Origin of the sequence: Streptomyces sp. NPDC001852 (assembly GCF_042891825.1) — a bacterium.
In the GTDB taxonomy this organism is placed as follows: Bacteria; Actinomycetota; Actinomycetes; order Streptomycetales; family Streptomycetaceae; genus Streptomyces.
In genome coordinates, this window is the sequence record NZ_JBIATN010000013.1 from 35609 (window position 1) to 60092 (window position 24484).

22 protein-coding genes and 5 pseudogenes are annotated in these 24484 nt (G+C 69.4%); 10 read left to right on the forward strand and 17 right to left on the reverse strand.

Features of this window, described 5'->3' with window-relative positions; translation table 11 throughout:
* Positions 1 to 7: 7 nt before the first annotated feature.
* The gene (locus ACFYZB_RS22915; RefSeq protein WP_388761545.1) at positions 8 to 1408 is read right to left on the reverse strand and encodes an LCP family protein; all 1401 of its coding nucleotides are present in this window, start codon (positions 1406 to 1408) and stop codon (positions 8 to 10) included.
* Between the two features lie 618 nt (positions 1409 to 2026).
* Between ACFYZB_RS22915 and ACFYZB_RS22920 the strand changes: the two genes are divergently transcribed.
* Positions 2027 to 2947 (forward strand): undecaprenyl-diphosphate phosphatase, encoded by a 921-nt coding sequence (locus ACFYZB_RS22920; RefSeq protein ID WP_351215147.1) that lies wholly within the window; start codon positions 2027 to 2029, stop codon positions 2945 to 2947.
* Between the two features lie 16 nt (positions 2948 to 2963).
* Here the strand turns inward: ACFYZB_RS22920 and ACFYZB_RS22925 are convergent, their stop codons facing one another.
* Entirely contained in the window at positions 2964 to 4454 is a 1491-nt protein-coding gene (locus ACFYZB_RS22925; RefSeq protein WP_388761548.1) for an LCP family protein, read from the reverse strand.
* A gap of 162 nt (positions 4455 to 4616) precedes the next feature.
* On the opposite strand from ACFYZB_RS22925, the gene tatA reads away from it, so the two are divergent.
* Positions 4617 to 4907, forward strand: a complete 291-nt coding sequence (tatA, locus tag ACFYZB_RS22930) for a Sec-independent protein translocase subunit TatA (RefSeq protein ID WP_388761551.1) — start codon at positions 4617 to 4619, stop codon at positions 4905 to 4907.
* A gap of 146 nt (positions 4908 to 5053) precedes the next feature.
* On the opposite strand, the gene ACFYZB_RS22935 is transcribed toward tatA, so the two are convergent.
* Complete coding sequence (locus ACFYZB_RS22935) at positions 5054 to 5488, reverse strand: sec-independent translocase (RefSeq protein WP_388761554.1); 435 nt, start codon at positions 5486 to 5488, stop codon at positions 5054 to 5056.
* Positions 5489 to 5646: 158 nt separating this feature from the next.
* Between ACFYZB_RS22935 and ACFYZB_RS22940 the strand changes: the two genes are divergently transcribed.
* Entirely contained in the window at positions 5647 to 6222 is a 576-nt protein-coding gene (locus ACFYZB_RS22940) for a TerD family protein (protein WP_351218367.1), read from the forward strand.
* 72 nt (positions 6223 to 6294) lie between these two features.
* On the opposite strand, the gene ACFYZB_RS22945 is transcribed toward ACFYZB_RS22940, so the two are convergent.
* The 5 genes from ACFYZB_RS22945 to ACFYZB_RS22965 all read right to left on the reverse strand — a co-directional run bounded on the left by ACFYZB_RS22945 (position 6295) and on the right by ACFYZB_RS22965 (position 10848).
* Positions 6295 to 6783 carry a hypothetical protein gene (locus ACFYZB_RS22945; RefSeq protein ID WP_388761557.1) on the reverse strand — a complete coding sequence of 163 codons (489 nt, stop codon included), beginning with the start codon at positions 6781 to 6783 and terminating at the stop codon, positions 6295 to 6297.
* A 671-nt stretch (positions 6784 to 7454) separates the two neighbouring features.
* Complete coding sequence (locus tag ACFYZB_RS22950) at positions 7455 to 8069, reverse strand: TetR/AcrR family transcriptional regulator (protein ID WP_351218371.1); 615 nt, start codon at positions 8067 to 8069, stop codon at positions 7455 to 7457.
* A gap of 67 nt (positions 8070 to 8136) precedes the next feature.
* The gene (locus ACFYZB_RS22955; RefSeq protein ID WP_351218373.1) at positions 8137 to 9018 is read right to left on the reverse strand and encodes an SDR family NAD(P)-dependent oxidoreductase; all 882 of its coding nucleotides are present in this window, start codon (positions 9016 to 9018) and stop codon (positions 8137 to 8139) included.
* A gap of 6 nt (positions 9019 to 9024) precedes the next feature.
* The gene (locus ACFYZB_RS22960) at positions 9025 to 9909 is read right to left on the reverse strand and encodes a short-chain dehydrogenase/reductase (protein WP_388761560.1); all 885 of its coding nucleotides are present in this window, start codon (positions 9907 to 9909) and stop codon (positions 9025 to 9027) included.
* 12 nt (positions 9910 to 9921) lie between these two features.
* A complete protein-coding gene (locus tag ACFYZB_RS22965) occupies positions 9922 to 10848 on the reverse strand; it encodes an alpha/beta fold hydrolase (RefSeq protein ID WP_351218377.1) in 927 nt (308 codons plus the stop codon).
* 336 nt (positions 10849 to 11184) lie between these two features.
* Here ACFYZB_RS22965 and ACFYZB_RS22970 point away from each other — a divergent pair.
* Positions 11185 to 11521: pseudogene (locus tag ACFYZB_RS22970) on the forward strand (transposase); the annotation flags it as partial.
* A gap of 15 nt (positions 11522 to 11536) precedes the next feature.
* Here ACFYZB_RS22970 and ACFYZB_RS22975 read toward each other — a convergent pair.
* The 3 genes and pseudogenes from ACFYZB_RS22975 to ACFYZB_RS22985 all read right to left on the reverse strand — a co-directional run bounded on the left by ACFYZB_RS22975 (position 11537) and on the right by ACFYZB_RS22985 (position 13011).
* Entirely contained in the window at positions 11537 to 11965 is a 429-nt protein-coding gene (locus ACFYZB_RS22975; RefSeq protein ID WP_388761563.1) for a hypothetical protein, read from the reverse strand.
* Positions 11962 to 12791, reverse strand: a pseudogene (locus tag ACFYZB_RS22980) (IS5 family transposase). The gene ACFYZB_RS22975 and the pseudogene ACFYZB_RS22980 overlap by 4 nt, the downstream one beginning before the upstream one ends.
* Before the next feature lie 88 nt (positions 12792 to 12879).
* The gene (locus ACFYZB_RS22985) at positions 12880 to 13011 is read right to left on the reverse strand and encodes a hypothetical protein (protein WP_388761565.1); all 132 of its coding nucleotides are present in this window, start codon (positions 13009 to 13011) and stop codon (positions 12880 to 12882) included.
* 119 nt (positions 13012 to 13130) lie between these two features.
* Between ACFYZB_RS22985 and ACFYZB_RS22990 the strand changes: the two are divergent.
* Positions 13131 to 13331 (forward strand): annotated as a pseudogene (locus tag ACFYZB_RS22990) (hypothetical protein); the annotation flags it as partial.
* Positions 13332 to 13817: 486 nt separating this feature from the next.
* On the opposite strand, the pseudogene ACFYZB_RS22995 reads toward ACFYZB_RS22990, so the two are convergent.
* Positions 13818 to 14162 (reverse strand): annotated as a pseudogene (locus ACFYZB_RS22995) (MerR family transcriptional regulator).
* A gap of 637 nt (positions 14163 to 14799) precedes the next feature.
* Here ACFYZB_RS22995 and ACFYZB_RS23000 point away from each other — a divergent pair.
* Complete coding sequence (locus ACFYZB_RS23000) at positions 14800 to 15174, forward strand: hypothetical protein (RefSeq protein ID WP_351218385.1); 375 nt, start codon at positions 14800 to 14802, stop codon at positions 15172 to 15174.
* Positions 15175 to 15301: 127 nt separating this feature from the next.
* Here ACFYZB_RS23000 and ACFYZB_RS23005 read toward each other — a convergent pair whose 3' ends face one another.
* The 4 genes and pseudogenes from ACFYZB_RS23005 to ACFYZB_RS23020 form a co-directional block, all read right to left on the reverse strand.
* Positions 15302 to 15616, reverse strand: a complete 315-nt coding sequence (locus ACFYZB_RS23005; RefSeq protein ID WP_351216175.1) for an SCO5918 family protein — start codon at positions 15614 to 15616, stop codon at positions 15302 to 15304.
* A 61-nt stretch (positions 15617 to 15677) separates the two neighbouring features.
* Complete coding sequence (locus tag ACFYZB_RS23010) at positions 15678 to 15929, reverse strand: CBS domain-containing protein (protein WP_388761568.1); 252 nt, start codon at positions 15927 to 15929, stop codon at positions 15678 to 15680.
* 198 nt (positions 15930 to 16127) lie between these two features.
* Positions 16128 to 16978, reverse strand: a pseudogene (locus ACFYZB_RS23015) (helicase-related protein); the annotation flags it as partial.
* A 204-nt stretch (positions 16979 to 17182) separates the two neighbouring features.
* Entirely contained in the window at positions 17183 to 17587 is a 405-nt protein-coding gene (locus tag ACFYZB_RS23020) for a nuclear transport factor 2 family protein (RefSeq protein WP_351216176.1), read from the reverse strand.
* 992 nt (positions 17588 to 18579) lie between these two features.
* On the opposite strand from ACFYZB_RS23020, the gene ACFYZB_RS23025 reads away from it, so the two are divergent.
* The gene (locus tag ACFYZB_RS23025; protein WP_388761571.1) at positions 18580 to 19269 is read left to right on the forward strand and encodes a GAF and ANTAR domain-containing protein; all 690 of its coding nucleotides are present in this window, start codon (positions 18580 to 18582) and stop codon (positions 19267 to 19269) included.
* Positions 19270 to 19379: 110 nt separating this feature from the next.
* Here the strand turns inward: ACFYZB_RS23025 and ACFYZB_RS23030 are convergent, their stop codons facing one another.
* Complete coding sequence (locus ACFYZB_RS23030; protein WP_388761574.1) at positions 19380 to 20576, reverse strand: PP2C family protein-serine/threonine phosphatase; 1197 nt, start codon at positions 20574 to 20576, stop codon at positions 19380 to 19382.
* A 179-nt stretch (positions 20577 to 20755) separates the two neighbouring features.
* Between ACFYZB_RS23030 and ACFYZB_RS23035 the strand changes: the two genes are divergently transcribed.
* From ACFYZB_RS23035 to ACFYZB_RS23045, 3 genes are all read left to right on the forward strand, one after another.
* Positions 20756 to 21334, forward strand: a complete 579-nt coding sequence (locus ACFYZB_RS23035; protein WP_388761577.1) for a hypothetical protein — start codon at positions 20756 to 20758, stop codon at positions 21332 to 21334.
* Between the two features lie 147 nt (positions 21335 to 21481).
* A complete protein-coding gene (locus ACFYZB_RS23040; protein WP_388761580.1) occupies positions 21482 to 23029 on the forward strand; it encodes an SDR family oxidoreductase in 1548 nt (515 codons plus the stop codon).
* Between the two features lie 73 nt (positions 23030 to 23102).
* Positions 23103 to 24479 carry a cryptochrome/photolyase family protein gene (locus tag ACFYZB_RS23045; RefSeq protein ID WP_388761583.1) on the forward strand — a complete coding sequence of 459 codons (1377 nt, stop codon included), beginning with the start codon at positions 23103 to 23105 and terminating at the stop codon, positions 24477 to 24479.
* The last annotated feature ends 5 nt before the right edge of the window (positions 24480 to 24484 follow it).

The following is a 24484-nucleotide window of genomic DNA, read 5'->3' on the forward strand; positions in this document are numbered from 1 at the left end:
CACCCACTCATCCGTACGAGAGGTCGGAGCAGGGCGAGTCGTCCGCGGAGCGGGTGTTCGAGGTCACCGGCGTGTGCGGGGGTGAGGCCGGCTGGGCGGAGGCGGCGTAGGTCTGCCCCAGGACCACGGTGATGCCTCCTCTGGTGAGAGCTTGCAGCTGGGCGCCGGGGAAGAGCCGGGCGACCTGCTCTGCCTGGGTCCTGAGGGCCGGGGCGTACTGGATGAGCGTGACGGTCTGGTCCCGGTGGGTGCCGGTGCCGGTGCCGGTGACGGCGAAGCCGTGGCGGGTCAGTGTGCGCGCCGCGGTGGAGGCGAGTCCGCTGGTGTGGGTGGCGTTGTGGACCACCACGGTGATCCCGTTTCCCGAGACCACCGGCTCAGCGCTCGGCGGGTGGCTGGTTGCCCGGCTTTCGGGCCCGGCAATGCCGGCGTTCCCGTCATCAAGGGGGCGGTTGGCCTTCAGTGCCGCCCACAACTTGTCGGCGTCCGGATGGACAAGGGCGACGCGGGCGCGGTCGTAGCGCCACGGGACGGTGACGAACTTGGTGTGGTGCAGGTCGATGTCCTTCAGTGACATGACGAAAGAGATCAGCTTGTCCGCCGTTCCCAGGCCGGAGTCGACGGTCAGCGACTTGGTGGCGGCCTCCGCCAGGGGCAGCAGGTTGGCCGGAGTGAGCCCGGCGCTCTTCACTTTCTTGATCAGGCCGGCCACGAACGCCTGCTGCCGCTTGATGCGCCCGATGTCGGAGCCGTCCCCGATGCCGTGCCGGATCCGCACGTAGTCCAGGGCCTGCTTCCCGGACAGGGTCTGCTCGCCCTTGTGGAGGAGAAGCCGGCCGCGGGTGGCGCGGCCCGGGCTGAGATCCTTCTGGTAGATGTCCTGCGGCACGCACGCGGGCACCCCGCCGACCGCCTCGGTCATCTGCGCGAAGCCTTTGAAGTCGATGACGATCGTGTGGTCCACGCGCAGCCCGGTGAGCCGCTCGACGGTGTTCTGGGTGCAGGCGGGGTTGCCCCTCGTGGTCTGGCCGACGGAATAGGCGGAGTTGAACATGGCGTCGGCCCGTGTCTGCGTCCAGGATCCGTCCGGGAGCTGGCAGGGCGGGATCGTGACCAGCGCATCACGCGGGATCGACACGGCGAGGGCGTGCCGGTGGTCGGCATAGATGTGCAGGAGGAACGCGGTGTCGGAGCGGCCGATGTCGTGCTTGCTCCCGCCGCCCAGCGCGTTGTTGCCGTTGACGCGTCCGTCGGAGCCGATGACGAGGACGTTCTCCCCACTGCCCGTCGCTCTGGGACGGTTGCTGGAGAGGCCGTCACCGTCGAAGGTCTTGATGCTCCCGTTCAGGGTCACATGGATGCAGCCGAGCCCCGCAGTGACCAGGATCAGCAGAGAGAGGCCGCTCATGGCCAGCCTCCGGAGCCGGCCGTCACGCCTGCGTTTGCGTACGGGAGTCCGTGAGCGCCTGCGGTGGGACGGAGGAGGCGCGGTTACGCGGTGGCCGTGCTGCCACCGCGCCGGTGCCTGGTGGCTGATGGGCATGCGCGGGCCCCTCCTGCGCCGGGTTCTTGGTAAGCCATATGCGGAGGCATGGCTCATATCGCCCCAAGTTCCACATTTGCGCAATATAGCAACCAATAGGGGCGGTGAGACGCTTCGGCTCCGTGCATATCTAGAACACGGCGAATTCCGCCGGCTCACCGCGCCTTCCGGCGTGCGGTCGCGTTCGGTCCGGGTGTCCGATGGCGCCCACACTGAGTGGGCACGCGGGTCTCGTCCGCTGCCGCCGTGAGGGCCGGCGGCAGATCTACCCCATCGATGACCCCGCCGTCCGCCGTCGCCCTCGTCATCCAGCTGATGGCCGGCCAGCTCGTCGGACCATCCAAGCCTGGGAGAAGACGGTGAGACGCCGATTCCCGATGTGGCCTGCATTTTCCCGCGTGTAGTAGCTTCTGCCTGCCAGAGTCGCTGTGACCGGTGCCTGCGGCTCCGGCCTCGCGTGCATGTCGAGTCAAAGGCCAGTCAATGTCCGTTCTGACCTATCCCGAAGCCGTGGGCGTCGGCCTGCTGCAAGGCGTCACCGAGCTGTTTCCCGTCTCCAGCCTGGGGCACAGCATCCTGATACCAGCTCTCCTGGGCGGGCACTGGAAGCACGATCTGGACGTCTCCGCCGACGGCTCCCTGTACCTCAATGAGCTTGTCGGTCTCCATCTGGCCACGGCGCTCGCGCTGGTCGTCTACTTCTGGCGCGACTGGGTCCGCGTCATCCGGGGCCTCGCGACGTCCATCACGCAGCGCCGGATCGAGACCGTTGACCAGCGGCTCGCCTGGCTGATCGTCACCGCGTGCGTCCCGGTCGCGGTCGCCGGTGTCGCGCTCGACAAGGTGTTCCGTACGACGCTGGGCAAGCCCGTCCCGACGGCGATCTTCCTGGCGCTCAACGGCATCGTCCTCTTCGTCACCGAGCAACTGCGGCGCGGCGGGACCGGCCGCAGGCGGGCCGGGGCCGCCGTCGCCCCAGGCGAGGAGCATCTGTCGGAGGAGGAGCAGTCGGACCTGCGGATCACCAGGATGACGATCCGGCAGGCCGTGACGATCGGAGCGGCCCAGATCCTCGCCCTCTTCCCCGGCATCAGCCGCTCGGGCTCGACCATCAGCGCGGGCATCTTCAAGGGCCTGGGCCACGAGGACTCCGCACGCTTCGCGTTCCTGCTCGCCACTCCGGTGATCGGCGGCGCCGCCCTGCTGAAGCTGCCGCCGCTGCTCGGTTCACAGGGCAACGGCCTGCGCGGTCCGCTGCTGGCGGGAAGCGTGGCCGCGTTCGTGGCGGCCTACCTCGCCACGCGCTTCCTTGTCCGCTACTTCGAGAACCGCACCCTCATCCCGTTCGCCATCTACTGCTCGGTGGCCGGACTCGGCAGCCTCGCCTACTTCACTCTCGCGTAACCGCGTAACCGCCTCATCAACAACCCGAACCGTAGGACAGGTTGGAGCACAGGTCGTCGTCCGCCGAGCGGGCGTCAGCCGTCACCGAGCTGGGTACGGCGGCCGGGGTCGCCGAGGCGGAAGAACCCGCTGCGGCGTATGAGCTGCCCAGGACGACGTTGATGCCCGATCCGCCGATGAAATCGAGCCGGGCGCCGGGAAAGAGCCGGGCCACCGACTCGGCTTGTGGCTTCAGATAGGCGCCGTACTCGATGACGGTGGTGGAGTCCTCCTTGCTGCCCGACGTCGCGGTGCCGGTGACAGTGAAACCGTGCTCCGTGAGCGACGAGACAGCCTTGGACGTGAGGCTGCCGATGGTGGTGCCGTTGTAGACGGCGACGCTGATACCAGTGCCCGACACGCTCCCGGTGGGCCTGGGCGATGCGGATGCGTGGTCCTGGGCCTGCTTCCTTCCACCGGCGTCCTTGCCGTCGATGGTGCGGTCCGCCTTGAGCGCCGCCCACAGATTGGAGGCATCCGGCTCGACGACGGCGACACGCTCGCCAGCGTACCGCCAGGGGAGGGTGACGAACTTCGTGTTGTGCAGGTCGATGTCCCTCAGCGACATGGCGAAGGAGAGGAGTTTGTTCGCCGTGCCCAGTCCGGGGTCGACCGTGAGTGACTTCGTGGCGGCGTCGGCCAGCGGCAGCAGGTTGGTGGGGGTGATCCCGTCGCTCTTGACCTTCTTGATGAGGCTGGAGAGGAAGGCTTGCTGCCGTTTGATCCGCCCTATGTCGGAACCGTCACCGAGACCGTGCCGTATACGGACGTAGTCCAGAGCCTGCTGTCCGGAGACCTTCTGCTCGCCCTTCTTGAACAGCAGGCTGCCCCGCGTTGCGCGGTTGGGGTCGAGGTCCTTCTCGTAGACGTCCTGCGGCAGGCAGACCTGCACCCCGCCGACCGCGCTGGTCAGTGCGGCGAAGCCCTTGAAGTCCACGACCACGGTGTGGTCGACGCGCAGGCCGGTGAGCTGTTCGACGGTGTTCTGGGTGCAGGCCGGATTGCCCTTGTCTGTCTGCCCAACGGAGAACGCCGCGTTGAACATGGCGTCGGTCTGCGTCTTCGTCCAGGAGCCGTCCGGCAGTCTGCACGGCGGGATGGTCACCATGGTATCGCGCGGGATGGAGACGGCGAGGGCGTGCTGGTGGTCGGCGTAGATGTGCAGCAGGATCGCGGTATCGGAACGGCCGATATCGTTCGTGTCGCCGCCGCCGAGTGAGCTGTTGCCGTCGTTGCGCGCATCTGTTCCGATCACCAGTACGTTCTCGCTGCTGGACGGGCCGGCCGCGGGGCGGTGCCTGGACAGGCCGCCCGCGTCGAAAATGTGGATGCCGCTGTTCAGCTTCAGGTAGATCCAGCCCAGGCCCACCGCGCCGATCACCACGACGACCAGCGCGATGAGCAGCATTATTCGCCACGGGCCGCGCTTGCGGCCCCGCGCTGTCCTGCCATCCCTGGTCGTGGTCATCCGGGCGCCCCCATCCGTCCGCTTCATACAAAGGGGACGACTGGCCCTAGCCAATGGTTGTACAGTTGCGCAACGTGGCAATTATGACGGAGGGTATGCCGCCCTGCCCGGTCCGCGCCGCCGCCCGGAGAAGGAGCCGTTCGGCGAAGAGATGGGGGTCGGATGCTTGGTAACGGGCTGGAGCCCTGGCAGCTGCTGATCGTGGCCATCGTCATCATCCTGGTGCTCGGTTCCAAGAAGCTGCCCGACACGACCCGAGGGCTGGGCAGGTCGATGCGCATCCTCAAGCCCGAGGCCAAGGCCCCGGAGGATGAGGGGGCGGCGCGGTCCACCACCGCTTCAACCGAGGGTACGACGCCGCCCTCGACCAAGCCCGTCGACCGCGTCCTGCGGGCTGTTCCCAACGATTCCAGCGCAGCGCGTCCGGCCGCCGACAGGCGCCGAGTGCGCTGAGCCCCTCGTCGTCGGCTCGTCAGGTGCTGATCGCGACGAGGCCGTCGCCCACAGCGGCTCGCTCTGCACCCAGAAGCCGCGGCCATAGGTGCACACGGCCCCGGCATACGTGCCGCTGGACGGAACGGCCGCGTCGCAGTCGCCGCTCAGGTGGCGTCGGGATCGAACGCCGTGTACGTGTCCGGTCCGGTCGCTGCCTCCTTCGACAAGGGCGTCCGTCCCCCGGTCGTCGGCGCCGTGTTCTCTTCGGCCCTCGCCGCACCGCGCACCGCGTCGGCGACTTCCGACAGCTCCGCCCTCGGGTCCAGCGCGCCACGGATCTCGTCGATCCCGAGGCCCTCGCCATCGAGAACATGTTTGCGGATGAACGTCTTGGGGTGCAGATCCTCGAACTCGAAGTCCTTGAACTGCGGCCCCAGTTCAGAGCGGACCTCCTGTTTGGCGCTGTCGGAGAACTCCCGCACCTTGCGCAGGAACCCGACCACGTTCTGGATGATCTCCGGCAGCTTGTCCGGGCCGAAGAGCAGTACGACCAGGACCCCCAGCGTCAGGAGATCCAAGGCGCTGATGTTGGGGAACATCCGATACCCTCGCCTTCGCCTTCGCCTCGCCCGGCCCGCCCCATGCGGCACCTACGCCGGAAATACTTTAGGCGTTGCGCAACCATAGGAACTATGGCAGGGCACCCTTCGTTGCATCTGGTGACCGTAAGGACAGTTCAGAACTGAGAGGACGAGTCGTGGGTATTTCCCTGGCCAAGGGCGGCAACGTGTCGCTGAGCAAGGAAGCGCCGGGCCTCACCGCGGTGGAGATCGGTCTGGGGTGGGACGTCCGTACCACCACGGGCGTGGACTACGACCTGGACGCCTCTGCGCTGCTGCTGAACGCGTCCGGCAAGGTGGCCTCCGACCAGCACTTCATCTTCTACAACAACCTCCGCAGCCCCGACGGCTCGGTCGAACACACTGGCGACAACCTCACCGGTGAGGGTGAGGGTGACGACGAGGTGATCAAGGTCAACCTCGCCGCCGTACCCGTCGACGTGGACAGGATCGTCTTCCCGGTCTCCATCCATGAGGCGGACGCACGCGGGCAGAGCTTCGGCCAGGTGGGCAACGCCTACATCCGGGTGGTCAACCAGGCAGGCGGCCAGGAGATCGCCCGCTACGACCTGTCCGAGGACGCCTCCACCGAAACCGCGATGGTCTTCGGCGAGCTGTACCGGTACGGCGGTGAATGGAAGTTCCGGGCGGTCGGCCAGGGCTACGCCTCGGGCCTGCGCGGGATCGCGGCCGACTTCGGGGTCAACGTCTGAGAAGAAGGAATCGCCAAGGAATCGCCAGGGATGCGCTGCCCAGCGCGGCCCTGGTGGCCGCCCTCGGGCAAATCACTCACGACGCTGCGGCCGATCGCTGCGACTCCGGTCGGTCCGCCGGCCCGCTCGTCCTGCGGCGGACCAGGCACGCGGTTCCCCACACGACGACAGCCGCACCGATATCAACGATCGTCCGGGCGGCGGCGGCCGATCTCGCGGCGAGCTCGACGGCGCAGCCTGCCGCCCCCAGCCGCCGAACCAATCGTCGATCAGCTCCAGGCCGAGTGCGACGAGCCATGCGTGGGTGGAGAGATGCCGTACCGGTAGGTTGGCCCAGGTTTCGGCAGTGCCAGTTCCCACGGCGTAGTAGACGCGTTCGTTGGGGCCGTCGTAGAGCACCGGACCGACCGCCGCACCGGTGGTCCGCAGGTGGGCCAGGGCCAGGAAGCCGATGTCCGCAGGGGTTCGTACGATGTCCCAGCCCTCGCCGACTCGGGGCAGGCGCAGCCCAGCCACGTGGGCGACCATGGGCGCACTTCGCAGGGCATCACGAACGGACATCACGTACCCCTTGGCACAGGCGGCCGGTGGCCGCTCCCTGTGATGACGCGGGGGCAGACAACGGCCTGGTGGAGCGGACCACGATCAGACGGGTGCCTGTGGGCGCTATCTGCCGCACCCGATCGGCGGCCATGCGCTTTGGGCCGAGGTGACTGAAGGCAGGCACAACGGTGCCATAAATGTCTGGCAGCTCCAGCGCGTCCAGGAGTCCGACGAAGGCGGCCGAGCGGACCACCGTCGGCTCCCGGTCCGTGAAGACGCCGCACAGCGCCAACTCGTGCTCCCGACAGTACTCAGAGGGCGGGATGTGAGCTGATGTCCGTTTCGTCGTTGTGGATGAAGTAGCCTTCGCCTGACGACTTCGGACGTGGCAGGTGAACAGCCCCGGCTCTGGCTCGGTCAGGATGTGGCGCCCGGTCAGGCGCCCAGGTCCATCGCCTCGCACACGCCCCGTGCCCGCAATCGCCTGTGGTCTGCAGGTGGGCATCGTCTACGCGTCTGGTCGAGTCTGGGCACCACCCTCATCGTGCTCGTCGGCGCATTGTTCCTAAACGAACCGTTGACACTGGCCAAGGTGACCGGGGTCGCCCTGGTGATCGCGGGGGTCGTGATCCTCAACCTCGGCGGTGCGCATTCACCGGCTCCGGGCACAGGTCGGCCCCGGGCGGACTTCAGCGGGCGAGCAGTCCGCGGAGAACCACCCTTTCCACAGCTGTGACGAGTTCCGTCAATTGGGAGGCGTCAGCGCGGAGTCGGTCCGCGCGCCAGGAGAGGCCGAGAACGCCGTTCATGGCCGCCCACAACGCGGTGGCGGTGGTGACGGGATCGAGGTCGGCGGCGAGCGAGCCGTCGGCCACCCCGTCGGCCAGGGCGGCGGCGAGTTTGGCGTTCTGCTCGTCGACGAGCGCGGCGACCCGTTCCAGGGCCGCGGGTTCGTGCGGCGGCTCGGCCAGCAGGCGGAACTGGTGCGGGCGCTCGGCGGCGAAGCGGACGTACGCGGCCGAGGCGGCCCTGATGCGTTCCACGGGGGTGCCCGGGGCAGCGTAGGCGTCGTCCATGTAGGTCCGGTTGTCCTCGAGTGCCCGCTCGGCAACGGCGATGAGAACGGCCGCGCGGCCGCCCACTCGGTTGTACACCGTCTGCACGGCGACATCCGCGCGCTCGGCGATGCCTTCCAAGGTGACCGCGTCGGGGCCTCCGGAGGCCAGCAGCTCCTCGGCGGCGTCGACGATGGCCGCACGGGTTGCGGCGGCCCGACGTGTCGTGCGTGTGACCTTGATTGTCATGGTCTTCGCTACTTTACGAGGTGCTCGAACGGCCGGACCCCCTGGGCCGCTTCCTTCTGCCCGGAATTCAGCGGGAACCGGCCTGGTGGCGCTCATGCACCGCCGGGTCGTGCCAGCCCGACGCCGAGGCGAGGCCGAGGGCGCGCTGGACCGTCTGAGAGCGGAAACCGACACGTTCGAGTATCGGCCGGAACAGACCGGGAGCGTTCGCGGTCAGGGTGAGGGACCTGGAGACGACGACGCGGTCCGCACGGCGCTCGATGCCGCGGACGATACCGGCGATGACCTTCTCCAGCGGCACCATCTTCCACAACCCCTTGGAGTTGCCGCCCCAGAGGGCGTGGCCGGCCGGGTCCGCGGTCACGTCGTCCATCATCGGAGTGCGGAAGAACGTGGGGTGGGCGCTGCCGACACCGACACCCAGGTGGCGAACCTCCAGGCGAAGGCTGTCGCACAGCGCCCACACGCCGGCCTTGCTCGCGGTGTAGGAGATCTGGAGCGGCGAGTGCACGAAGGCGGCCATGGACGAGACGGCGAGCAGGTAGCCCTCGTGGCGTTGCACGTGGGGGAGTGCGGCACGGAAGGTGCGCCAGACCCCGTTGAGATTGACGTCGATGACACGTTCGTAGGCCGACGGGTCGATGGTCGCCATCGGGGCCATGGTGTCGATCCCGGCGCCTGCGATGACGATGTCGAGGCGCCCGAAGTGCGTGGCGGCCTCGTCCATGGCTTGCTGCAGGCCGGCGAGGTCGCGTACGTCGGCGTGCCAGCCACGGGCGACCGTTTCGTCTCCCAGGTCCTGGGCTTGGGCCGTGGTGGCCGCGAGGCTGAGGTCGAGCAGCGCGAGGTTGGCACCGCGCCCGCGCAGAGCCCGGGCGAGGGCGGCGCCCAGGCCGCCGGTGGAGCCAGTGAGGACGACGGTGCGCCCGGCCAGGTCGTAACGGGTCATGACGGCCTACCTCGGTGAGTCGGTCTGCGGGGACTTGCCTGTGGGGCCGACGGATTCCTCGAGTCGGCGCAGGAGTCGGCGCAGTTCGGGGTGGCGTTCGGCGATGAGATCGGTGACGGGGTTAAGGACGCCGCGCAGGGCGGAAAACGGTGCCCACCTGCGGGGGACCATGACACGGGCCGAGCGGTTCTCGATGCCGCGGACGACGGCGTCCGCGACGCGCGTGGGGGCGATGGCCTTGCCGAGCAGGGACGGGAAGGCGATCTCGCGCATGCGGGTGGTGATGTCGTTGCTTCCGAAGGCTGCTCCAGCGATGGGCGTGTGGACCCAGCCGGGGTAGAGCACCCCGGCGCTGGCGCCGTGGATGCCGAGTTCGGCGCGCAGGGCGCGGCCGAACTGCTCGACGCCGGCCTTCGACATGGCGTAGGGGGCGTTGGTCATGCCGTTGAAGTAGGCGTACACCGAAGCGGTGACCAGGACGTGCCCGCGCGCCGCGATGACGTGCGGCAGTGCGGCGCGAACGGTGCGCCAGACGCCCAGCAAGTCCACTTCGACGACGCGCTCGAACATGGCCGGGTCGACGGTAGCGATCGTCGCAGGCGGATCGGCCGCGATCCCCGCGTTGGCGAAGACGACATCCAGGCCGCCGAACCGGTCGACCGTACGGTCCACCGCGTCGGCCAGTGCGGCGCTGTCGGTGACATCCACCGACAGCGCCAGTGTCCTGTCGCCGCCGAGTTCGCGGGCGAGGGCCGATGTGGCGTCGATGCCCCGGTCGGCGAGGACCACGTTGGCTCCGCGCGAGTGCAGCGTGCGGGCGGTGGCCGCACCGATGCCTCCGGCTGCGCCGGTGATGAAGACGGTCTTCCCCGAAATCGGGTAGGTGGGCATCTCGGACCTCTTTCAGGGTGTCGTGGGTCCCGGGGCTTCACCGGGTGAGGACCCGATGGGGACGTGCCGCGCCAGGAAGGCGAGCTGGTCCGTGACAACGCGTTCGAAGGGCTCGCCGAGGTAGATGTCGAAGTGGCCGTCGGGGTAGAGGCGGATCTCGCCGCGCGGGGCCCTGCGGGCATGGCGCAGGGTCGGCCGTGCGGGGGCCACGCTGTCGTTCTCGCATACGCAGAACAGCACCGGGCATGCGATCTTCGCGGTCCGGCGGCCCGGCCGGTAGCGGAGGATGTCCAGGGCGAACCGCGCCGCAACCTGGTTAGAGAAGGGCGCGTCGTTGGGCACGAGGGCCAGGTAGCCGGGCTCGGCGTCCGCAGCCGTCATCAACGCGGCGGATCCGGGCGGCCCCGCCGTCGCGACCATGACGGGAGGGCGCCCAAGGCGGGCGCCGACCACGTCACGGACCGCGCGGGCCATCACCTTCACCGAGGTGTCCGGGCGCATCGCCAGGGCAGAGGCGACACCGTCGGTGAACAGGCCCTGGGCGATGACGGCGGCGACGGCCGGGTCCTGGGCGGCTGTCGCCAGGACATGGCCGCCGCCGAAAGAGGTGCCCCACAGCACCACGCGCCGGGGATCGGTCTCCTGCCGGGAGCGGGCGAAGGCCACAGCCGCCTGCCAGTCCTGAAGCTGTCGGCGGATGCTCAGGAGCTGGCGGGGCTGGCTCCCGCTGGCGCCGAAGTGTCGGTAGTCGAAGACCAGGCAGGCGTATCCCGCGGCGGTGAAACGCTCGGCATAGGCGTCCAGCCGCATCTCGCGGACCCCACCGAGACCGTGTGCCATGACCACCACGGGACGCCGACCCCCGCCCTCGGGCAGGTACAGCCAGGCGTGACACTCGTCCGGCCCTGAAGGAAACGTCACATTCAATCGGTCGGTCATCGGACCTCCGTAACACGGCTCGCATCGTTGGGCTCGCGGGATATTTGGAAGTACTTCTAACGTTGGAAGTTAATCCAATATTGCGGGACTGTAAAGCAAGTCGGCGGCAACGAACACGTCACGTCTCCGCTGGGTCCTGAGCCACGCCCTACGTCAGCGCCGCGCTGACCGACCGGTCGGCGAAAGGGACGATGACCGGCGGAACAGCGAGGCCGGCGTGCTCCTCGGAGACGGGGCCGGCATGTCCTTGGCGGACGTCGCGACGCGCATGCGACCCGAACGCTGTCGGCCCACAGGGCGGTCGGTGGTCTAGGCAAAGAACGGCCGACGGTCCGAGTGCGCTTCCACGGCCTCGACCTGGACGCCGAGGGCAGCATGTTGCTGTCGCGGCGTGTGGCCAACGACGAGCCCGAGCTGCTCACGTTCATCGGCGCTGTCTTGGCCCTGGCGGACGGAAGCCTGGTGACCTGGGCGATCGACATGACCGGCGGGCGAACCGGCGTTGCTGCTCGCCCTCCTGCGCAACCACGGCCAGGAGCTCCTCTACCTGCCTGGCCACCTGGTGAACCGGGCCGCCGACGGTTACCGCGGCGAGGGCAAGACCGACGCCCGGGACGCGTATGTCATCGCGGACCAGGCCCGAATGCGCCGTGATCTGCGGCCGATCCGCTCGGCCCTCGCCTGACGACTACGGACATGGCAGGGTGAACAGCCCCGGTTCTGGCTCGGTCAGGATGTGGCGCCCGGTCAGGCGCTTGAGCTTCAAACGGACGTTGTTGATGTTGTTCGGAGCCGGGTCCAGGTCCATCGCCTCGCACACGCCCCGTGCCCGTAGCGGACCGTCTGCCTGGGCGAACACCGCCATGATCTCCTGGTAGGCCGCCCCGTCCGGCAGCTCCGGGGCGGACGCCGACGGCGCGGGCGGGCCGGGGTCGGGCAGTTCCAGCAGCGTCTTGCGGGTGATCCGCACTTCCTCGGCGGCCCGGCCGAGTTCGTCCAGCACGGCGGTGAGCCGCGTGATCTGCTCACGGGTCTCTTCGGCCTGCTCGGCGATCTCCCGCTCGCGCTCCTCCAGACGTACCAGCACCGCCCCCAGGGTCAGCTCCCCGCTGGTCATGCGCCGCGCCAGGAGGTCGCACTGCCGGTCAGCCGACGTGCCATCACGTCGCTTATCGCCCAGTAGACCCGGGACTCGGCCGAGGCAGGTCGGTGCTCGTAGTCGCGTACCAGCCGCCGGTGCAGCATCAAGGTCCCGTTCGTCTGCTCCACCCGCCAGCGGATCGGCTGCGGGACGAACCGGTCTCGGCCGGGTTGCGCTCGACGATTTCGACGTCGATGCCCACCCGCTGACCGTGGTCCACGACGGTCTTCTTGAACCCCTGATCCACCAGAGCCTTCGTCACGGTGCCGCCGCTACCGGCTGCGACCTTGTCGAGCAGAGCGGTGCCGAAGGCGTTGTCGTGGACGGAGGCGGCCAGCACCACCACGGCGATCACCAGACCCAGCACGTCCACGGCAAGCCCCCGCTTACGTCCCGGCACCTTCTTCGCCGCATCGCGTCCCGTCGTCTCGGCCGGCACCCCGGCCGCCGCGTGCAGGCTCTGGGTGTCGAGCACCAACAGGCTGGGGTCGGCTAATCGGCCCCTCTTCTCGCGGACCTGCCAGCGCAGAAGGTCGTGAATGACCTGGTCAATGCCATCGTCACGCCAGGTGTAGAAGTAGTACTTCATCGCCCCAGCAGGCGGCAGGTCGTGCGGAAGGTACTCCCACTGGCAGCCGGTCCGGGACTGGTAGAGCAGCGCGTTGACGATCTCCCGCATCGCGTAGCGGCCCTCATGTCCGCTGACGGAGGGGTGCTGGGCCTTCCATGCGGTGATCACCGGCTCGACCAGCGCCCAGCGTTCGTCGGATAAGTCGCTCTTGTAGGACTTGCGGTCGCTCACGCAGCCAGCTCAGCACGGCGCCAGCCCCGCGACCCGGCGGAGGCGGCAAGGCCACACGTTCAGGCGACGACAGAACGGACATCACCTTTCATTCCGCCCTCTCAGTGAGGCAGCCGATCAGCGCGGCGTGGCGGGCGAGGCCGCCGGTGGCGTGGCGCACGTAACCGAAGACCTGGGGCAAGGCGACGGAGCGGCGTTCCGTGATGAGTTCCTCGTCCATGCCCACAGCGTCGACTGACGCGAACGGCCTTGAAATGACCTGCCGTTGCACTTCCGTTGTACTTTCCGCCCCACGTCGTCACAGAGAGTGCTTCGATACATGACGGAGGGAGGTCATCCGTGGTCAGCGTGCAGCAATGGACCGGCCGGGAAGCGAGCGCCCTGTGGGCCGCGCTGCGCATGAGCACGCGCGCCTTCGCCGCACATCTCGGTGTGGCCCTACGCACGGTCGCGAAGGGGGAGAGCCTGGGTGCGGAGACCCAGCCTCGGCCCGACACGCAGGCCATCCTGGACACCGCGCTCGCCCGCGCAGACTCCGCTTAGGGCACACGGAGGGCATGCCGCGCCCAAATTGGCGTAGACAACGACAAACCCCAGGCCGCTGACCCGGGGTTTCTCTCTGGAGTGGGTGACGAGAATCGAACTCGCGCTCTCAGCTTGGGAAGCCACGGCGCTTGGAAGGTCGCATGGCGGCTGACCTGCGGGGGATGGGAGACGCCTGCGCCGTTGCACGGGCCGGTTGGCGCCGCTGGTGACCCCTGGTTGTCCGCTCTTATGGGCACGCTGTGGGCACGGCGCTGAAGGACGCCGACCGAGGCGCTTGCGCGAACGGGCTCTGCCCTTGGAGCCGCCGTCTCCGTCGACATGCCCGGGGACCCTTGGCGAGTGCACAGCCTTTCCGGCGGGGTGCGCGCCTCCCGGAGGCGAGGGCGGCGTCGGTTCGGCAGCAGCGGACCGGCGACTATCCGAGCCGTGCTCTGCTTCGGCCGCAAGACGGCGTTCCGGATACGGCACGCGCTCGGGTGTTCAGGCGGAGTCGGAGCCGGCACGGCCCGCCGATTCGCTGGCGGCACGACGGTACTCGGCGTTGATGCGCTGGGCTTCCTCGAGCTGGTCCTCGAGGATGACGATGCGGCACGCGGCCTCGATCGGAGTCCCCTTGTCGACGAGCTCCCGGACGCGCGGCGATCCGCAGTTGGTAGCGGGAGTACCGGCGGTGTCCTCCCTGCGAGCGGAGCGGAGTGATCAGACGAGCCTCACCGAGGGCCCGGAGGAAGGCCGGGGGGCGCCGAGCATCTCGGCTGCCCGGCCCATCGTGTACGCAGGGTAGTCGTCGTCCAGACGATCATTCAGGGGGTTGTCCGATGTCATGTCACCTCGTTGTGCAACGCGTCGAGGGGCCCTGGTGCGTACGGCACCAGGGCCCCGAAGGAAATTGAACGCCATCTGTCGGCCCTACTGCTGTGCCGACCTTCTGTTTCCGCTACCCGGCCCGGCAGCGGGGGTGCGGGGGGATCGCAGCTGCTTGACCGGGGGTCATCATCCATTCCGGGGTCTTGCGGTACCCGGCCGAGTGCTTCTCGGGCCGGGCGATCCTGATGGCGTCTGCTTCTCCGTTCCTTTCTGAACCAACCGTTGAGTGAACCGGTACTGCTGTTGGCAGCTCCTCGACGTCCGAGCCGCCCAGTGCGGCTCTCAGTCCCGTCACCGTTCTGGGAACACTCTGGCTTCGAGGCTCGAGAGCCGCACTGACCTGCGTACTTCGTATTCAGCCACCCGCCAGTTCGTGTCTGGCGGGTCTCGTCGACCGTGTCTACGAGAAGAAGCGTACCCACGTCAGGAACGAAAATCTACTCATGTGAAAGTAGGTTTCACCCTCCTGGCGGAGAAAGAAGTCTGCTGCGATCGGGCCTCACCGGTTGGCGGAAGCCGCCTCCTGCCGAGCGCGCAACTGCTTCAGCCCCACGGGCGGTTCCTGATACAGGTGGGCCGAATAAGCTGTGCTGTCATGTCGAACCCTGATGAGCTGCTCGTCGCCATCTCCGCCGCGGTGGAGTCGGAGCGAAGCAATCAGATGTCGCTGACCGTGGTCGTCGGCGGCGCCGTCATCACCGGCCGGTTGGCCCCGGAGGCCGTGTGGAGGGAGCGGGTGGCGGAGGTCCTGAAGGACTCGGACCGTCTCGGCCCGTTCTCGGACGTCTTTGCGCGCGGTCCGCGAGGGAACCGGCCCGATCGCGGCGAGGCGCCCACGCATCTGCACTTTCATCTCGCCCGGATCCTGCAGGGCAGCCTCGGCATCCCGGAGACGGGCGGCATGTACCGAGTCGCGATCAAGGACGTCAGCGCATGGACCGTAGGAGATTTCATCCACTTCGACCGGTGAGACGCTGCCTCCACCCCGGTGCCCGGCCGGCGCTTTCCGAGCGGACGGCGACACAGCGGCGGGGGCCCTGCCGACGCGCGTCGGCAGGGCCCCCACCGGAATCCTGAGGGCGGTCTCCCGCCCGTCCTCACACGGCCACGGGGCCGGTGCCGCATGCGGACGCGGTTTGGAGGAGAGTGGGTCCACCCTCGCCCACGGGCGCGCCCCCGGGGCGGTCGTGGCAGGTGAAGCCGAGACGCGTCATGGCCCGCACGACCTCGCCGGCGGTGAAGTCACGCGGGTCCTGTCGCGTGATGACCTGGCCCACCTGCTTGACGGGGTAGCGGCGGCGGCCGATGGTCATGGACGCTCCCGTGACGAGCTCTGGCCTGACGCCCTTCAACGAGGCCAGAACCCCGGTCCTGGTGAGGTCGAACGGGTACCGGGCGATGACACAGCGCATGGTGCCTCACAGGGGAGAAGTCGCGGGGAGAAGGAGAACGGGCCGCCCGGGGCGAGACGGATTAGCACGCGAGGGCGGGTACGCCCGGACCGCGGCCGTACTCACCGATGCCGCCCGAGCGGCGGCCGGGTGAGGGCAGGGGTACGTCGAGGACGTCCCGCAGACGGATCCGGTCCGTGTACGTGGAACTGTCGCGGAGAACGGCGAGCCGGACCAGGGTGATCAGAGCTGTGCTCTGGTCGTCCTCGTCGCACACGGTCAGGTACTCGGCCCGGGCACTCGCCATGACGGCCAGAGCCACCTCGACGGTCATGTCGTCACATACCCGAGGCCCGTGCCCTTCGCGGTCGTTCACCACGGACACGAGGGTAGGGTCCGGCCTGCGGTACTGCATCCGTGCTGGCATCAAGGGTGTCTCCTTCGGTAAGGGCTGGTCGGCTTGGCGGCCTTCGGCCCCGGGGGACCACGGCGGCTTCCGGGAGGCCAACGGGGCTCCGGGGACTGCGCCGGCCTAAGCAGCCGAGTCGTTGCCGGGCCGCCGCTGTGCCCGTCGGCGCACCCTGGCGCCGACGGGTCGGCCCTGGCCGGTGCGGCCCTGGCGGTCTTGGGACGGCGAAGACGTGCGACGGGTGCGTTCCACGACAGGCACGGTGATGACCACAGCGACCCCGGAGGGCGCTTGGGCGCCTGTGATGCGGCTCAGCTCCTCCTCGCTCGAGCGGACGGTGGTGATGCGCGGGCTGATGCCGGCTGAGGCCATCAGCCGGGTCATGCCGCGGCGTTGGCCGGGGGTCACCAGGGCGACGACGCTGCCGGACTCCCCGGCGCGGGCCGTACGACCGCCACGGTGCAGATAGTCCATGTGGTCGCTGCGCGGATCCACGTTGACGACCGGGGCGAGGCTGTCGACGTGGATGCCGCGGGCCGCGACGTTGGCAGCCACCAGGACGGTGACGTGACCGTCCTTGAACTGCGCCAGGGGCCGGGTGCGCTGCGGCTGGGACCGGCCACCGTGCAGGGCCGCGGCGCGGACACCGCTGCTCAGCAGGTGCTTGGTCAGCCGGTCCACGGCGTGCTTAGTGTCCAGGAACATGATGACCCGGCCGTCCCGGGCCGCAGTCTCGGTGGTCGTGCGGTGCTTGTCCGCGTCGTGCACGTGGAGTACGTGGTGCTCCATCGTGGCGACGGCACCGGCCGACGGGTCGACGGAGTGCACCACCGGGTCGGTCAGGTAGCCGCGACCAGCAGGTGGACGTTGCGGTCCAGGGTGGCCGAGAACAACATCCGCCGGCCCTCAGGACGCACTTGGTCGAGCAGGGCGGTGACCTGGGGCATGAAGCCCATGTCGGTCATCTGGTCGGCGGGGCGTGGAGGCGCGTTCGCCCACCTGCACTGGTTTCGCCGCGGGCGGATCCGCTGGGAGATCCACGACGACATGCATGAAGCCTTCCTCGCCTTGGCATGTGTGCTCACTGCTGGAGGCGCTTGAAATCATCCCAAGAGGACTTCTTGGGACTTCAGCAAAGCGACAGGCCGGTCACCCGGTTGACTCGAGGCGGCCACGAATCAGGCTCCGGCGATGGTCCGGCCAGGCATCCCCTCCGCGAGCGCGACCCGCCAGGCCGGCGCGCCGAAGGGGTCGGCGAAGTACTGCGTCTCGTGCACCACGTGCTGGTCAGCGAATTCCATGATGCTCACCGAGTACGAAGGCACACCGTCGTAGGTGATGAGGCATTCGCTCACCCACAGATTCGCATGGCCGGTGATCCGCTGGACGGTGAAGTGTCGGTCAGCCGGGTGGCCGCCACGTTGCGCGGAGATCGTCGCGCGGCCCCGGAACCGCTCCCCTGACTGCGGGTAGTCCAGGATCGCGTCCGTGGCGTAGATGGCGTGCTCGGCTTCGGTGTCCCCGCGTTCCGAGGCCCGCCAGTGCTCCTCGATCGCGGCCCTCGTCCGAAACTCGGCATCCATGGCACCGCCCTTCCGTAGCGGTGCCAGCCTAGACAGTCCGGGCCGCAACCAGCCGGGGCCGGGCGGACACGGCTGCCAATTCCTCCCTTTGGCCGGACCAGACGGCTGACCTGGCGTTTCTGTCTGGAGCGGGTGACGAGAATCGAACTCGCGCTCTCAGCTTGGGAAGGTGAGGTTCTGAACGCGCAAGTCGAAGGCGAATAAACAGCGCGGGCAGATAGCCGATCTGCAAACCGCCGATGATGGGACGGGTCCCGGCCGCCAGCAGGTCGAGAACGGTGAGCTCGCCGTGGTCTTCACGGCTGTCACGTCGCCGAGACCGACTCGCATTCCCTCGGATCGAGGGCGAGGGATGCCCGGCTCGGGCGCGACCAACCACCGAAGGGACGCCTCGTTCCACGCGGGCTCGGACGGTTCCGCAGTGAGCAGTGGGTCGTACGCCGGAAGGTCGGTGACGGAGGATGACAAGACATGCGTGAACGCGTCATCCCCCGTCACCCCTCGTCATCTGCCCTGGTCAGGTACTGAGCGCTGAGTCTGGTCCTGCTGCGGCATCGGGGCCGCACGGTGGCCCGACTTAGGGTGAGACCCGTGCACAGGATGACCAGGCGGTGCATGGAGTGGCTGTCTGCGGCGGCGGAAATCCGGTCGAGTGCCGGCAGGTGTGGGCTGCCGATCCGCGGTGCCCGCGTTGCTGCCGACTGCGCCGGGCTCCCTCGACGGGTTCCACCGGCATGCTTTGGGGAACGGCGGCCTCGGCCTCGTCGCTGGTGAGGTCGTGAAACCGCACTGGCGAGCCCGGCGTGAAGACGATGGCCTCCGCCTGCCGGCGCGGCGTGATCACCCCCAGGGCGGTCAGCTCGTACACACCGCCGGTGTGCCGGTCATGCAGGGCCACTCGCCGCTCGCACGTGGACCGTGGTCCTCGGGGGTCGTTTCCGCGGGGAAAGCGGGTAGGTGTCACTCTGCCAAGGGTGGCGACAGGGGATGACATGGACTGGCGTGTGTTCGCACAGCAGGTGGCGACCATGGCGCGTGATCTGCTGGCCCAGGATTCGGTGGATGAAACGCTGGAGCGGATCACCGGGTCCGCCACCGAGCTGGTCGAGGGCTGCGACGCCGCCGGTGTTCTGATTCTGCACGGCAAGCGCGTGGAGTCTCTCGCCCCGACGGACCGGCTCGTCGTCGACAGCGACCAGCTGCAGGAGCGCCTGCAGGAAGGCCCGTGTTTCGACGCGGCCCGCACACGCTTAAGAGAGCGGGTGTTCCGCATCGCCGACTTCGCCGCCGAGCATCAGCGCTGGCCCTCCTACGCGCCCCCTGCCCGGGAGCTGGGACTCGGCAGCATGATGGGCTTCCTGCTGTTCACCGAGGACGAGGATCTCGGTGCACTGAACCTCTACTCCCGTCGGCCCGGGGCGTTCACCGAGGCCAGTGAGACGGCTGGCTGGCTGCTGGCCTCCCATGCCGCGGTCGCCTTCTCCAGCGCTCGCACCCACGCCCAGATGGAACAGGCCGTCGCTACCCGACATGTCATCGGGGAGGCCATGGGCATCCTCATGGGCAGCCACCATCTCACCCAGGACCAGGCGTTCGACGTCTTGCGCCGATACTCCCAGGAGAACAACGTCAAGCTCCGCGAGGTCGCCCGCCAGGTGTGCGAAAAGGGCAGTCTGTCCTGACCACGGTGAGGCGGCTTCCCCGGCACGGCCGCTGAACAGGGGGTGCCTGAGCCCGGCCCGCACCCAGGGGAGCGTTGCCGACCCAGCAGATCCGTGCAGGTCGAGGCGTGTCAGCTGTCGGCGCCGGCGTCGCTGTGGCGTCGGCCGGAGCCGCCGTGCCAGTCCAGGACCATGATGGTGGCGTCGTCCGGCATAGAGCCGCCGCACGCGTCGTGGACCGCACCGGTCAGAGCGCGGACCACTGTGCGGGGGTGTTCGGCGCGGGTGTCATGGATGCGGGCGGGCAGGTCGACACCGGCCGAGCAGCGCTCCGTCATGCCGTCGGTGATCAGCACCAGGCGGTCGCCCGGCTCGAGGTCGAACCGCTGCACCTCGTAGGTGACCGGAGCGGGAACCCCGAATGGCAGGTCGACCTTGACGGCAAGCTCCTCCAGCCGTGCCCCGCGCGCCCGCAGCGGCCAGGGGTGACCGGCATTGACCAGCTCACATTCGCCCGTCCCCAGGGTGACGCAGAGCAGCTGGCCGGTGGTCATGCCGCGGGCGTGTTCGGTGATCGCCTCGTGGGCGGCATGCGCCTGGCCGAGGACACCTTCAGCGGCGCGGCGGGCTCGGCGCAGGGCATTGACCGTGAGCGTGGCCAGCATGGCGGAAGCGGTGTCATGCCCCATCGCGTCAGTGATCGACAGATACAGCCTGTCCTGGTTGAGGGCGTAGTCGTAGGTGTCACCGCCGATGTCGTCGGCCGGGACCAGACCGCAGGCCAGGGTGAACTGGGCCGCCTCGCAGCAGCAGGCCGAGGGCAGCAGCTGGTGCTGGATCTCCGCGGCAAGACTCACAGCAGTGGTGCGCCGGCCCCAGTGGTAGAGATCCGTGAAGCGGCGGTCGGTGACCACGATGTATGCGAGCGCGTGCGCTGCGTGCGCGACCGCGTCGCAGACCGTTTCGTCCGCGCGCGGCACGACCAGGTCCAGTACACCGATGCAGTCGCCCCGGTTCGTCACCGGCACCACCATCCGGCACCCGCCCTCCCCGTCGTCCTCCTGGTGCGGGCGCTGGCTGCGCAGGACCCGGTCATAGACGCTGCCCGCCAGCTCGACTCTCTCCGCCACGCCGCGCGCCCGCGCCGCCGTACCGGCTCTGGGCAGGCGTACGGCTTCCTGCCCGATCAGGTCGACGAACAGGAACGACACCTCTGTCGCCGAGAACCGTTTCTCCAGGCTCCGGGCGACCACATCCACTGACTCCACCGGCGCGGCGTCTTCCGCGGCCCGCAGCACCTCGTCCAAGTCCAGGCTCTTACCAGCCACCGAACCACCTCCCCGGTCCACCCGCCCCGAGTTCCCCCAGCCCGCCTGCGAACGCGCCACCAGGGACCGGACGCACCAGGGCCCCGGAACCGGATAACGCCCGCACGAAGGCATATGCGGTGTGACATCGGGAAACTCAGGACTCGGACACCCTTGAGGACGCGCGGAGGGAGCAGGACATGAGCCAGGTCAGGACAGATTCGTCGGATCTTCCGCAGCCGTTCCGGGCGGTCGGCTCCGGGCTGCGCCGCCTGCCCGGAGCCGAGCAGGTGAGCAAGGTCGGCGACAGCGCGCTGGAGTGGATCGGAGCGATCTCTCCGCGCGGTCGGCGGATGGCGGTCTACACCGGAGCCGGAGTGCTCGGCGTCGCCGGGGTGGTGGAATGGCCCGTGGCTCTCGCCGGCGCGGCCGTGGCGTGGCTGACCCAGCCGGGCCACCGAGGAGGCACGCCGGGGGAGGCGGCCCAGGCCGGCAGGGCCGGAAACGCCGAGAACGACATGCAGGGCGGTAGCCGGCCCGCTGCGGCCGACGCCGACCTTGCCCTCACGGACTCCACCGACACCTTGTCGCGGCACTACGGTGCCGGCGACAGGCTCGCTCCCTCCCACTTTCACCACGAGAGCCACCCGCACGAGCAACCCGCCAAGGTCGGCGACTCTGCCACGGCATCGGCGCTGAAGCAGGTCGCGGAAGCCTCGGCACACCGCCGGGAACCGGGCTCGTCCAGCGGTCACTCGTCAGAAGACCAAGCCTTGTAGTTGGCCGTGGCGGACGCTGAGGGAACGCGTGTCAGTCGTGTGGCGGCTGCTGGAAGGCGGCTGCGTCCAGGAACGTGGTGTACGGGTTCGACCTGATCCGGGGCCCTGCTCCGGCGTTGGGACGAGGCGAGCACAGGGACGGTACCCGTGGCGGACGAGGCGACCAGGACGACGACCGGGGACGGGGCGACGGCTCACGAGGCACCGACCTGTCTGGTTACCGGCGCGAGCGGCTACATCGGCGGTCGGCTCGTGCCCGAGCTGCTGGGCGCCGGGTACCGGGTACGCTGCCTGGCGCGCACGCCGGGCAAGCTGCGGGACCATCCGTGGGCCGGCCGGGCGCAGGTCGTCCAGGGCGACGTCCTCGACGCCGCATCGGTGGCACGGGCGATGGACGGCGTGGACGTGGCCTACTACCTGGTGCACGCGCTCGGCACCGGCCGCGACTTCGAACAGACCGACCGCGAAGCGGCCCGCGTCTTCGGCGAGCAGGCCCGCCGGGCCGGAGTTCGCCGCCTCGTCTACCTCGGCGGGCTGACCCCCGAAGGGGTTGCCGAGTCGCATCTCTCCCCCCACCTGCGTTCCCGCGCCGAGGTGGGCCGCATCCTGCTCGACTCGGGTGTGCCGACCGCCGTCCTGCGCGCCGCCGTCATCATCGGTTCCGGCTCAGCCAGTTTCGAGATGCTGCGCTACCTCACCGAGCGGCTGCCGGCGATGGTCACCCCGCGCTGGGTGCACACCCGTATCCAGCCCATCGCTGTGCGGGACGTCCTGCGCGTCCTGGTGGGCTGCTCCCGTCTGCCCGCCGACGTCAGCCGTGCCTTCGACATCGGCGGCCCGGAGGTGCTCACCTACCGGGAGATGATGCAGCGGTACGCCGCCGTCGCAGGGCTGCCCCGGCGGCTCATCGTGCCCGTGCCCGTGCTGACGCCCGGACTGTCAAGTCAGTGGGTCGGCCTGGTGACCCCGGTGCCGGCCTCGATCGCCCGCCCGCTCACGGAGTCCCTGCGCCACGAAGTGGTCTGCCGGGAGCGGGACATCGAGCGGTACCTGCCCAGCCCACCCGGCCATCCGCTCGGCTTCGACCAGGCAGTCGCCCTTGCGTTGCAGCGCGTCCGGGAAGCCCAGGTCGTCACGCGCTGGTCCTCGGCTTCCGTGCCGGGCGCCCCCAGCGACCCGCTGCCGACCGACCCGGACTGGGCAGGCGGCAGCCTGTACGCCGACATCCGCGAACGCGAGACGGATGCGGCGCCAAAGGCTCTGTGGCAGGTCATCGAGGGCATCGGCGGTGAGAACGGCTGGTACTCCTTTCCACTGGCCTGGGCCGTGCGCGGCTGGCTCGACCGCCTCGTCGGCGGCGTCGGCCTGCGCCGGGGCCGGCGGGACGCCCGGCGGCTGCGGGTGGGCGACTCGCTGGACTTCTGGCGCGTGGAGGAGATCGAGCGCGGCCGGTTGCTGCGGCTGCGCGCCGAGATGCGGCTGCCGGGTCTGGCCTGGCTGGAGATGCGTGTGGACGGCAACGGCGGCGGACCTGTCCGATACCGGCAGCGGGCGCTGTTCCACCCGCGCGGACTGCTGGGTCACCTGTACTGGTGGAGTGTCTCTCCCTTCCACGCGGTCGTCTTCGGAGGCATGGCGCGTAACATCGTCCGCGCCGCCGCCCGCGTCCAGCACGGCCATGCCCCGCACAGCTGAGCCCCGCACGACCGGCCGCACCGCTTCCGGGAGCGCAGCGCCGCCGCAGGACAGTGGAGAGAAGCTGAAGCCCATGCGCGTCTCGGTCGTCCTGCTCACCTCCGACCTGCGCCTGCACGACCACCCGCCGCTGCACGCGGCGCTGAGGTCCGCGGACGCGGTCGTCCCGCTCTTCGTGCGCGACCTGGCCGTCGAAGCCGCCGGTTTCGCCACGCCGAACCGCAGCGCCTTCCTCGCGGACTGCCTGGCCGACCTGGACGCCTCCCTGCGCGAGCGCGGCGGACGCCTCGTGGTGCGCTCCGGCGACCTGGTGGAGGAGGTGTGCCGTACGGTACGGGAGGCGGACGCCGACGAGGTGTACATGGCGGCGGCGCACAGCGCCTTCGCCACGCGCCGGGAGGACCGGCTCCGGCAGGCCCTGGAGTCCGGCGGCCGCCGCCTGTTCGTCCACGACGCGGTCACCGTGGCCGTGGCGCCCGGCGAGGTGACCCCCTCCTCGTCGGACCACTTCGCCGTCTTCACGCCGTACTACCGGCACTGGGCACAGGCGGGCCTGCGCACGGCTGTGGCCGCACCGCGCCGCGTGCACGTGCCCGACCAGGTGAACGGCGAGCCGGTGCCCGCCCGTGGTGAGGTCACCGGGGTTTCGCCCGCCCTGCCGCCCGGCGGAGAGACCGAGGGCCGCAAGCGGGTGACCGCCTACTGGCGGCACGGCCTGGACACCTACGACGACACCCGGGACGACCTGGCCGCCGACACCACCTCCCGGCTCTCCGCGCACCTGCATTTCGGTACCCTTTCCCCGGTGGAACTGGTGCACCGGGCCCGCCGCCGCGGCGGACCGGGCGCCGAGGCGCTGGTACGGCAGCTCGCCTGGCGCGACTTCCACCGTCAGGTGCTCGCCGCCCGACCGGGCGCCGCCCAGGCCGACTACCGCACCAAAGGCGACCGTTGGCGCACCGAGCGCACGGCGCAGGCCGACATCGAGGCGTGGCGGGAAGGCCGTACCGGCTACCCGGTGATCGACGCCGCGATGCGGCAACTGCGCCACGAGGGCTGGATGCACAACCGGGCCCGGCTGCTGACCGCGAGCTTCCTGGCCAAGACGCTCTACGTCGACTGGCGCATCGGCGCCGCCCACTTCCTGCACTGGCTGGTCGACGGTGACATCGCCAACAACCAGCTCAACTGGCAGTGGGTGGCCGGTACCGGGACCGACACCCGGCCCAACCGGGTCCTCAACCCCGTCGTCCAGGCCAAGCGGTACGACCCCGAAGGCACCTACGTCCACCGCTGGGTGCCCGAGCTGAGGAACATCGACGCGCCTGCAGTGCACGAGCCGTGGAAGCTGCCCGGAGCGGACCGTGACGCGCTCGACTACCCCGGCCCGATCGTGGACCTGTCCGAGGGCCTGGACAGGTTCCGCCGGGCCCGCGACCGGCAGGAGTGACCAAG

Excerpts from the sequence above, each read along its gene's own strand:
- tatA (WP_388761551.1), top strand. The coding sequence starts at position 4,617 with ATGCTTGGTAACGGGCTGGAGCCCTGGCAGCTGCTGATCGTGGCCATC.
- ACFYZB_RS23005 (WP_351216175.1), bottom strand. The coding sequence starts at position 15,616 with ATGCGCTGTGTCATCGCCCGGTACCCGTTCGACCTCACCAGGACCGGG.
- ACFYZB_RS22920 (WP_351215147.1), top strand. The coding sequence starts at position 2,027 with ATGTCCGTTCTGACCTATCCCGAAGCCGTGGGCGTCGGCCTGCTGCAA.
- ACFYZB_RS22955 (WP_351218373.1), bottom strand. The coding sequence starts at position 9,018 with ATGACCCGTTACGACCTGGCCGGGCGCACCGTCGTCCTCACTGGCTCC.
- ACFYZB_RS22985 (WP_388761565.1), bottom strand. The coding sequence starts at position 13,011 with ATGGACGAGGAACTCATCACGGAACGCCGCTCCGTCGCCTTGCCCCAG.
- ACFYZB_RS22945 (WP_388761557.1), bottom strand. The coding sequence starts at position 6,783 with ATGTCCGTTCGTGATGCCCTGCGAAGTGCGCCCATGGTCGCCCACGTG.
- ACFYZB_RS22960 (WP_388761560.1), bottom strand. The coding sequence starts at position 9,909 with ATGCCCACCTACCCGATTTCGGGGAAGACCGTCTTCATCACCGGCGCA.
- ACFYZB_RS22935 (WP_388761554.1), bottom strand. The coding sequence starts at position 5,488 with ATGTTCCCCAACATCAGCGCCTTGGATCTCCTGACGCTGGGGGTCCTG.
- ACFYZB_RS22950 (WP_351218371.1), bottom strand. The coding sequence starts at position 8,069 with ATGACAATCAAGGTCACACGCACGACACGTCGGGCCGCCGCAACCCGT.
- ACFYZB_RS23010 (WP_388761568.1), bottom strand. The coding sequence starts at position 15,929 with ATGACCGTCGAGGTGGCTCTGGCCGTCATGGCGAGTGCCCGGGCCGAG.
- ACFYZB_RS22925 (WP_388761548.1), bottom strand. The coding sequence starts at position 4,454 with ATGACCACGACCAGGGATGGCAGGACAGCGCGGGGCCGCAAGCGCGGC.
- ACFYZB_RS22915 (WP_388761545.1), bottom strand. The coding sequence starts at position 1,408 with ATGAGCGGCCTCTCTCTGCTGATCCTGGTCACTGCGGGGCTCGGCTGC.
- ACFYZB_RS23025 (WP_388761571.1), top strand. The coding sequence starts at position 18,580 with ATGGACTGGCGTGTGTTCGCACAGCAGGTGGCGACCATGGCGCGTGAT.
- ACFYZB_RS23035 (WP_388761577.1), top strand. The coding sequence starts at position 20,756 with ATGAGCCAGGTCAGGACAGATTCGTCGGATCTTCCGCAGCCGTTCCGG.
- ACFYZB_RS22965 (WP_351218377.1), bottom strand. The coding sequence starts at position 10,848 with ATGACCGACCGATTGAATGTGACGTTTCCTTCAGGGCCGGACGAGTGT.
- ACFYZB_RS23020 (WP_351216176.1), bottom strand. The coding sequence starts at position 17,587 with ATGGATGCCGAGTTTCGGACGAGGGCCGCGATCGAGGAGCACTGGCGG.
- ACFYZB_RS22975 (WP_388761563.1), bottom strand. The coding sequence starts at position 11,965 with ATGACCAGCGGGGAGCTGACCCTGGGGGCGGTGCTGGTACGTCTGGAG.
- ACFYZB_RS23045 (WP_388761583.1), top strand. The coding sequence starts at position 23,103 with ATGCGCGTCTCGGTCGTCCTGCTCACCTCCGACCTGCGCCTGCACGAC.
- ACFYZB_RS23000 (WP_351218385.1), top strand. The coding sequence starts at position 14,800 with ATGTCGAACCCTGATGAGCTGCTCGTCGCCATCTCCGCCGCGGTGGAG.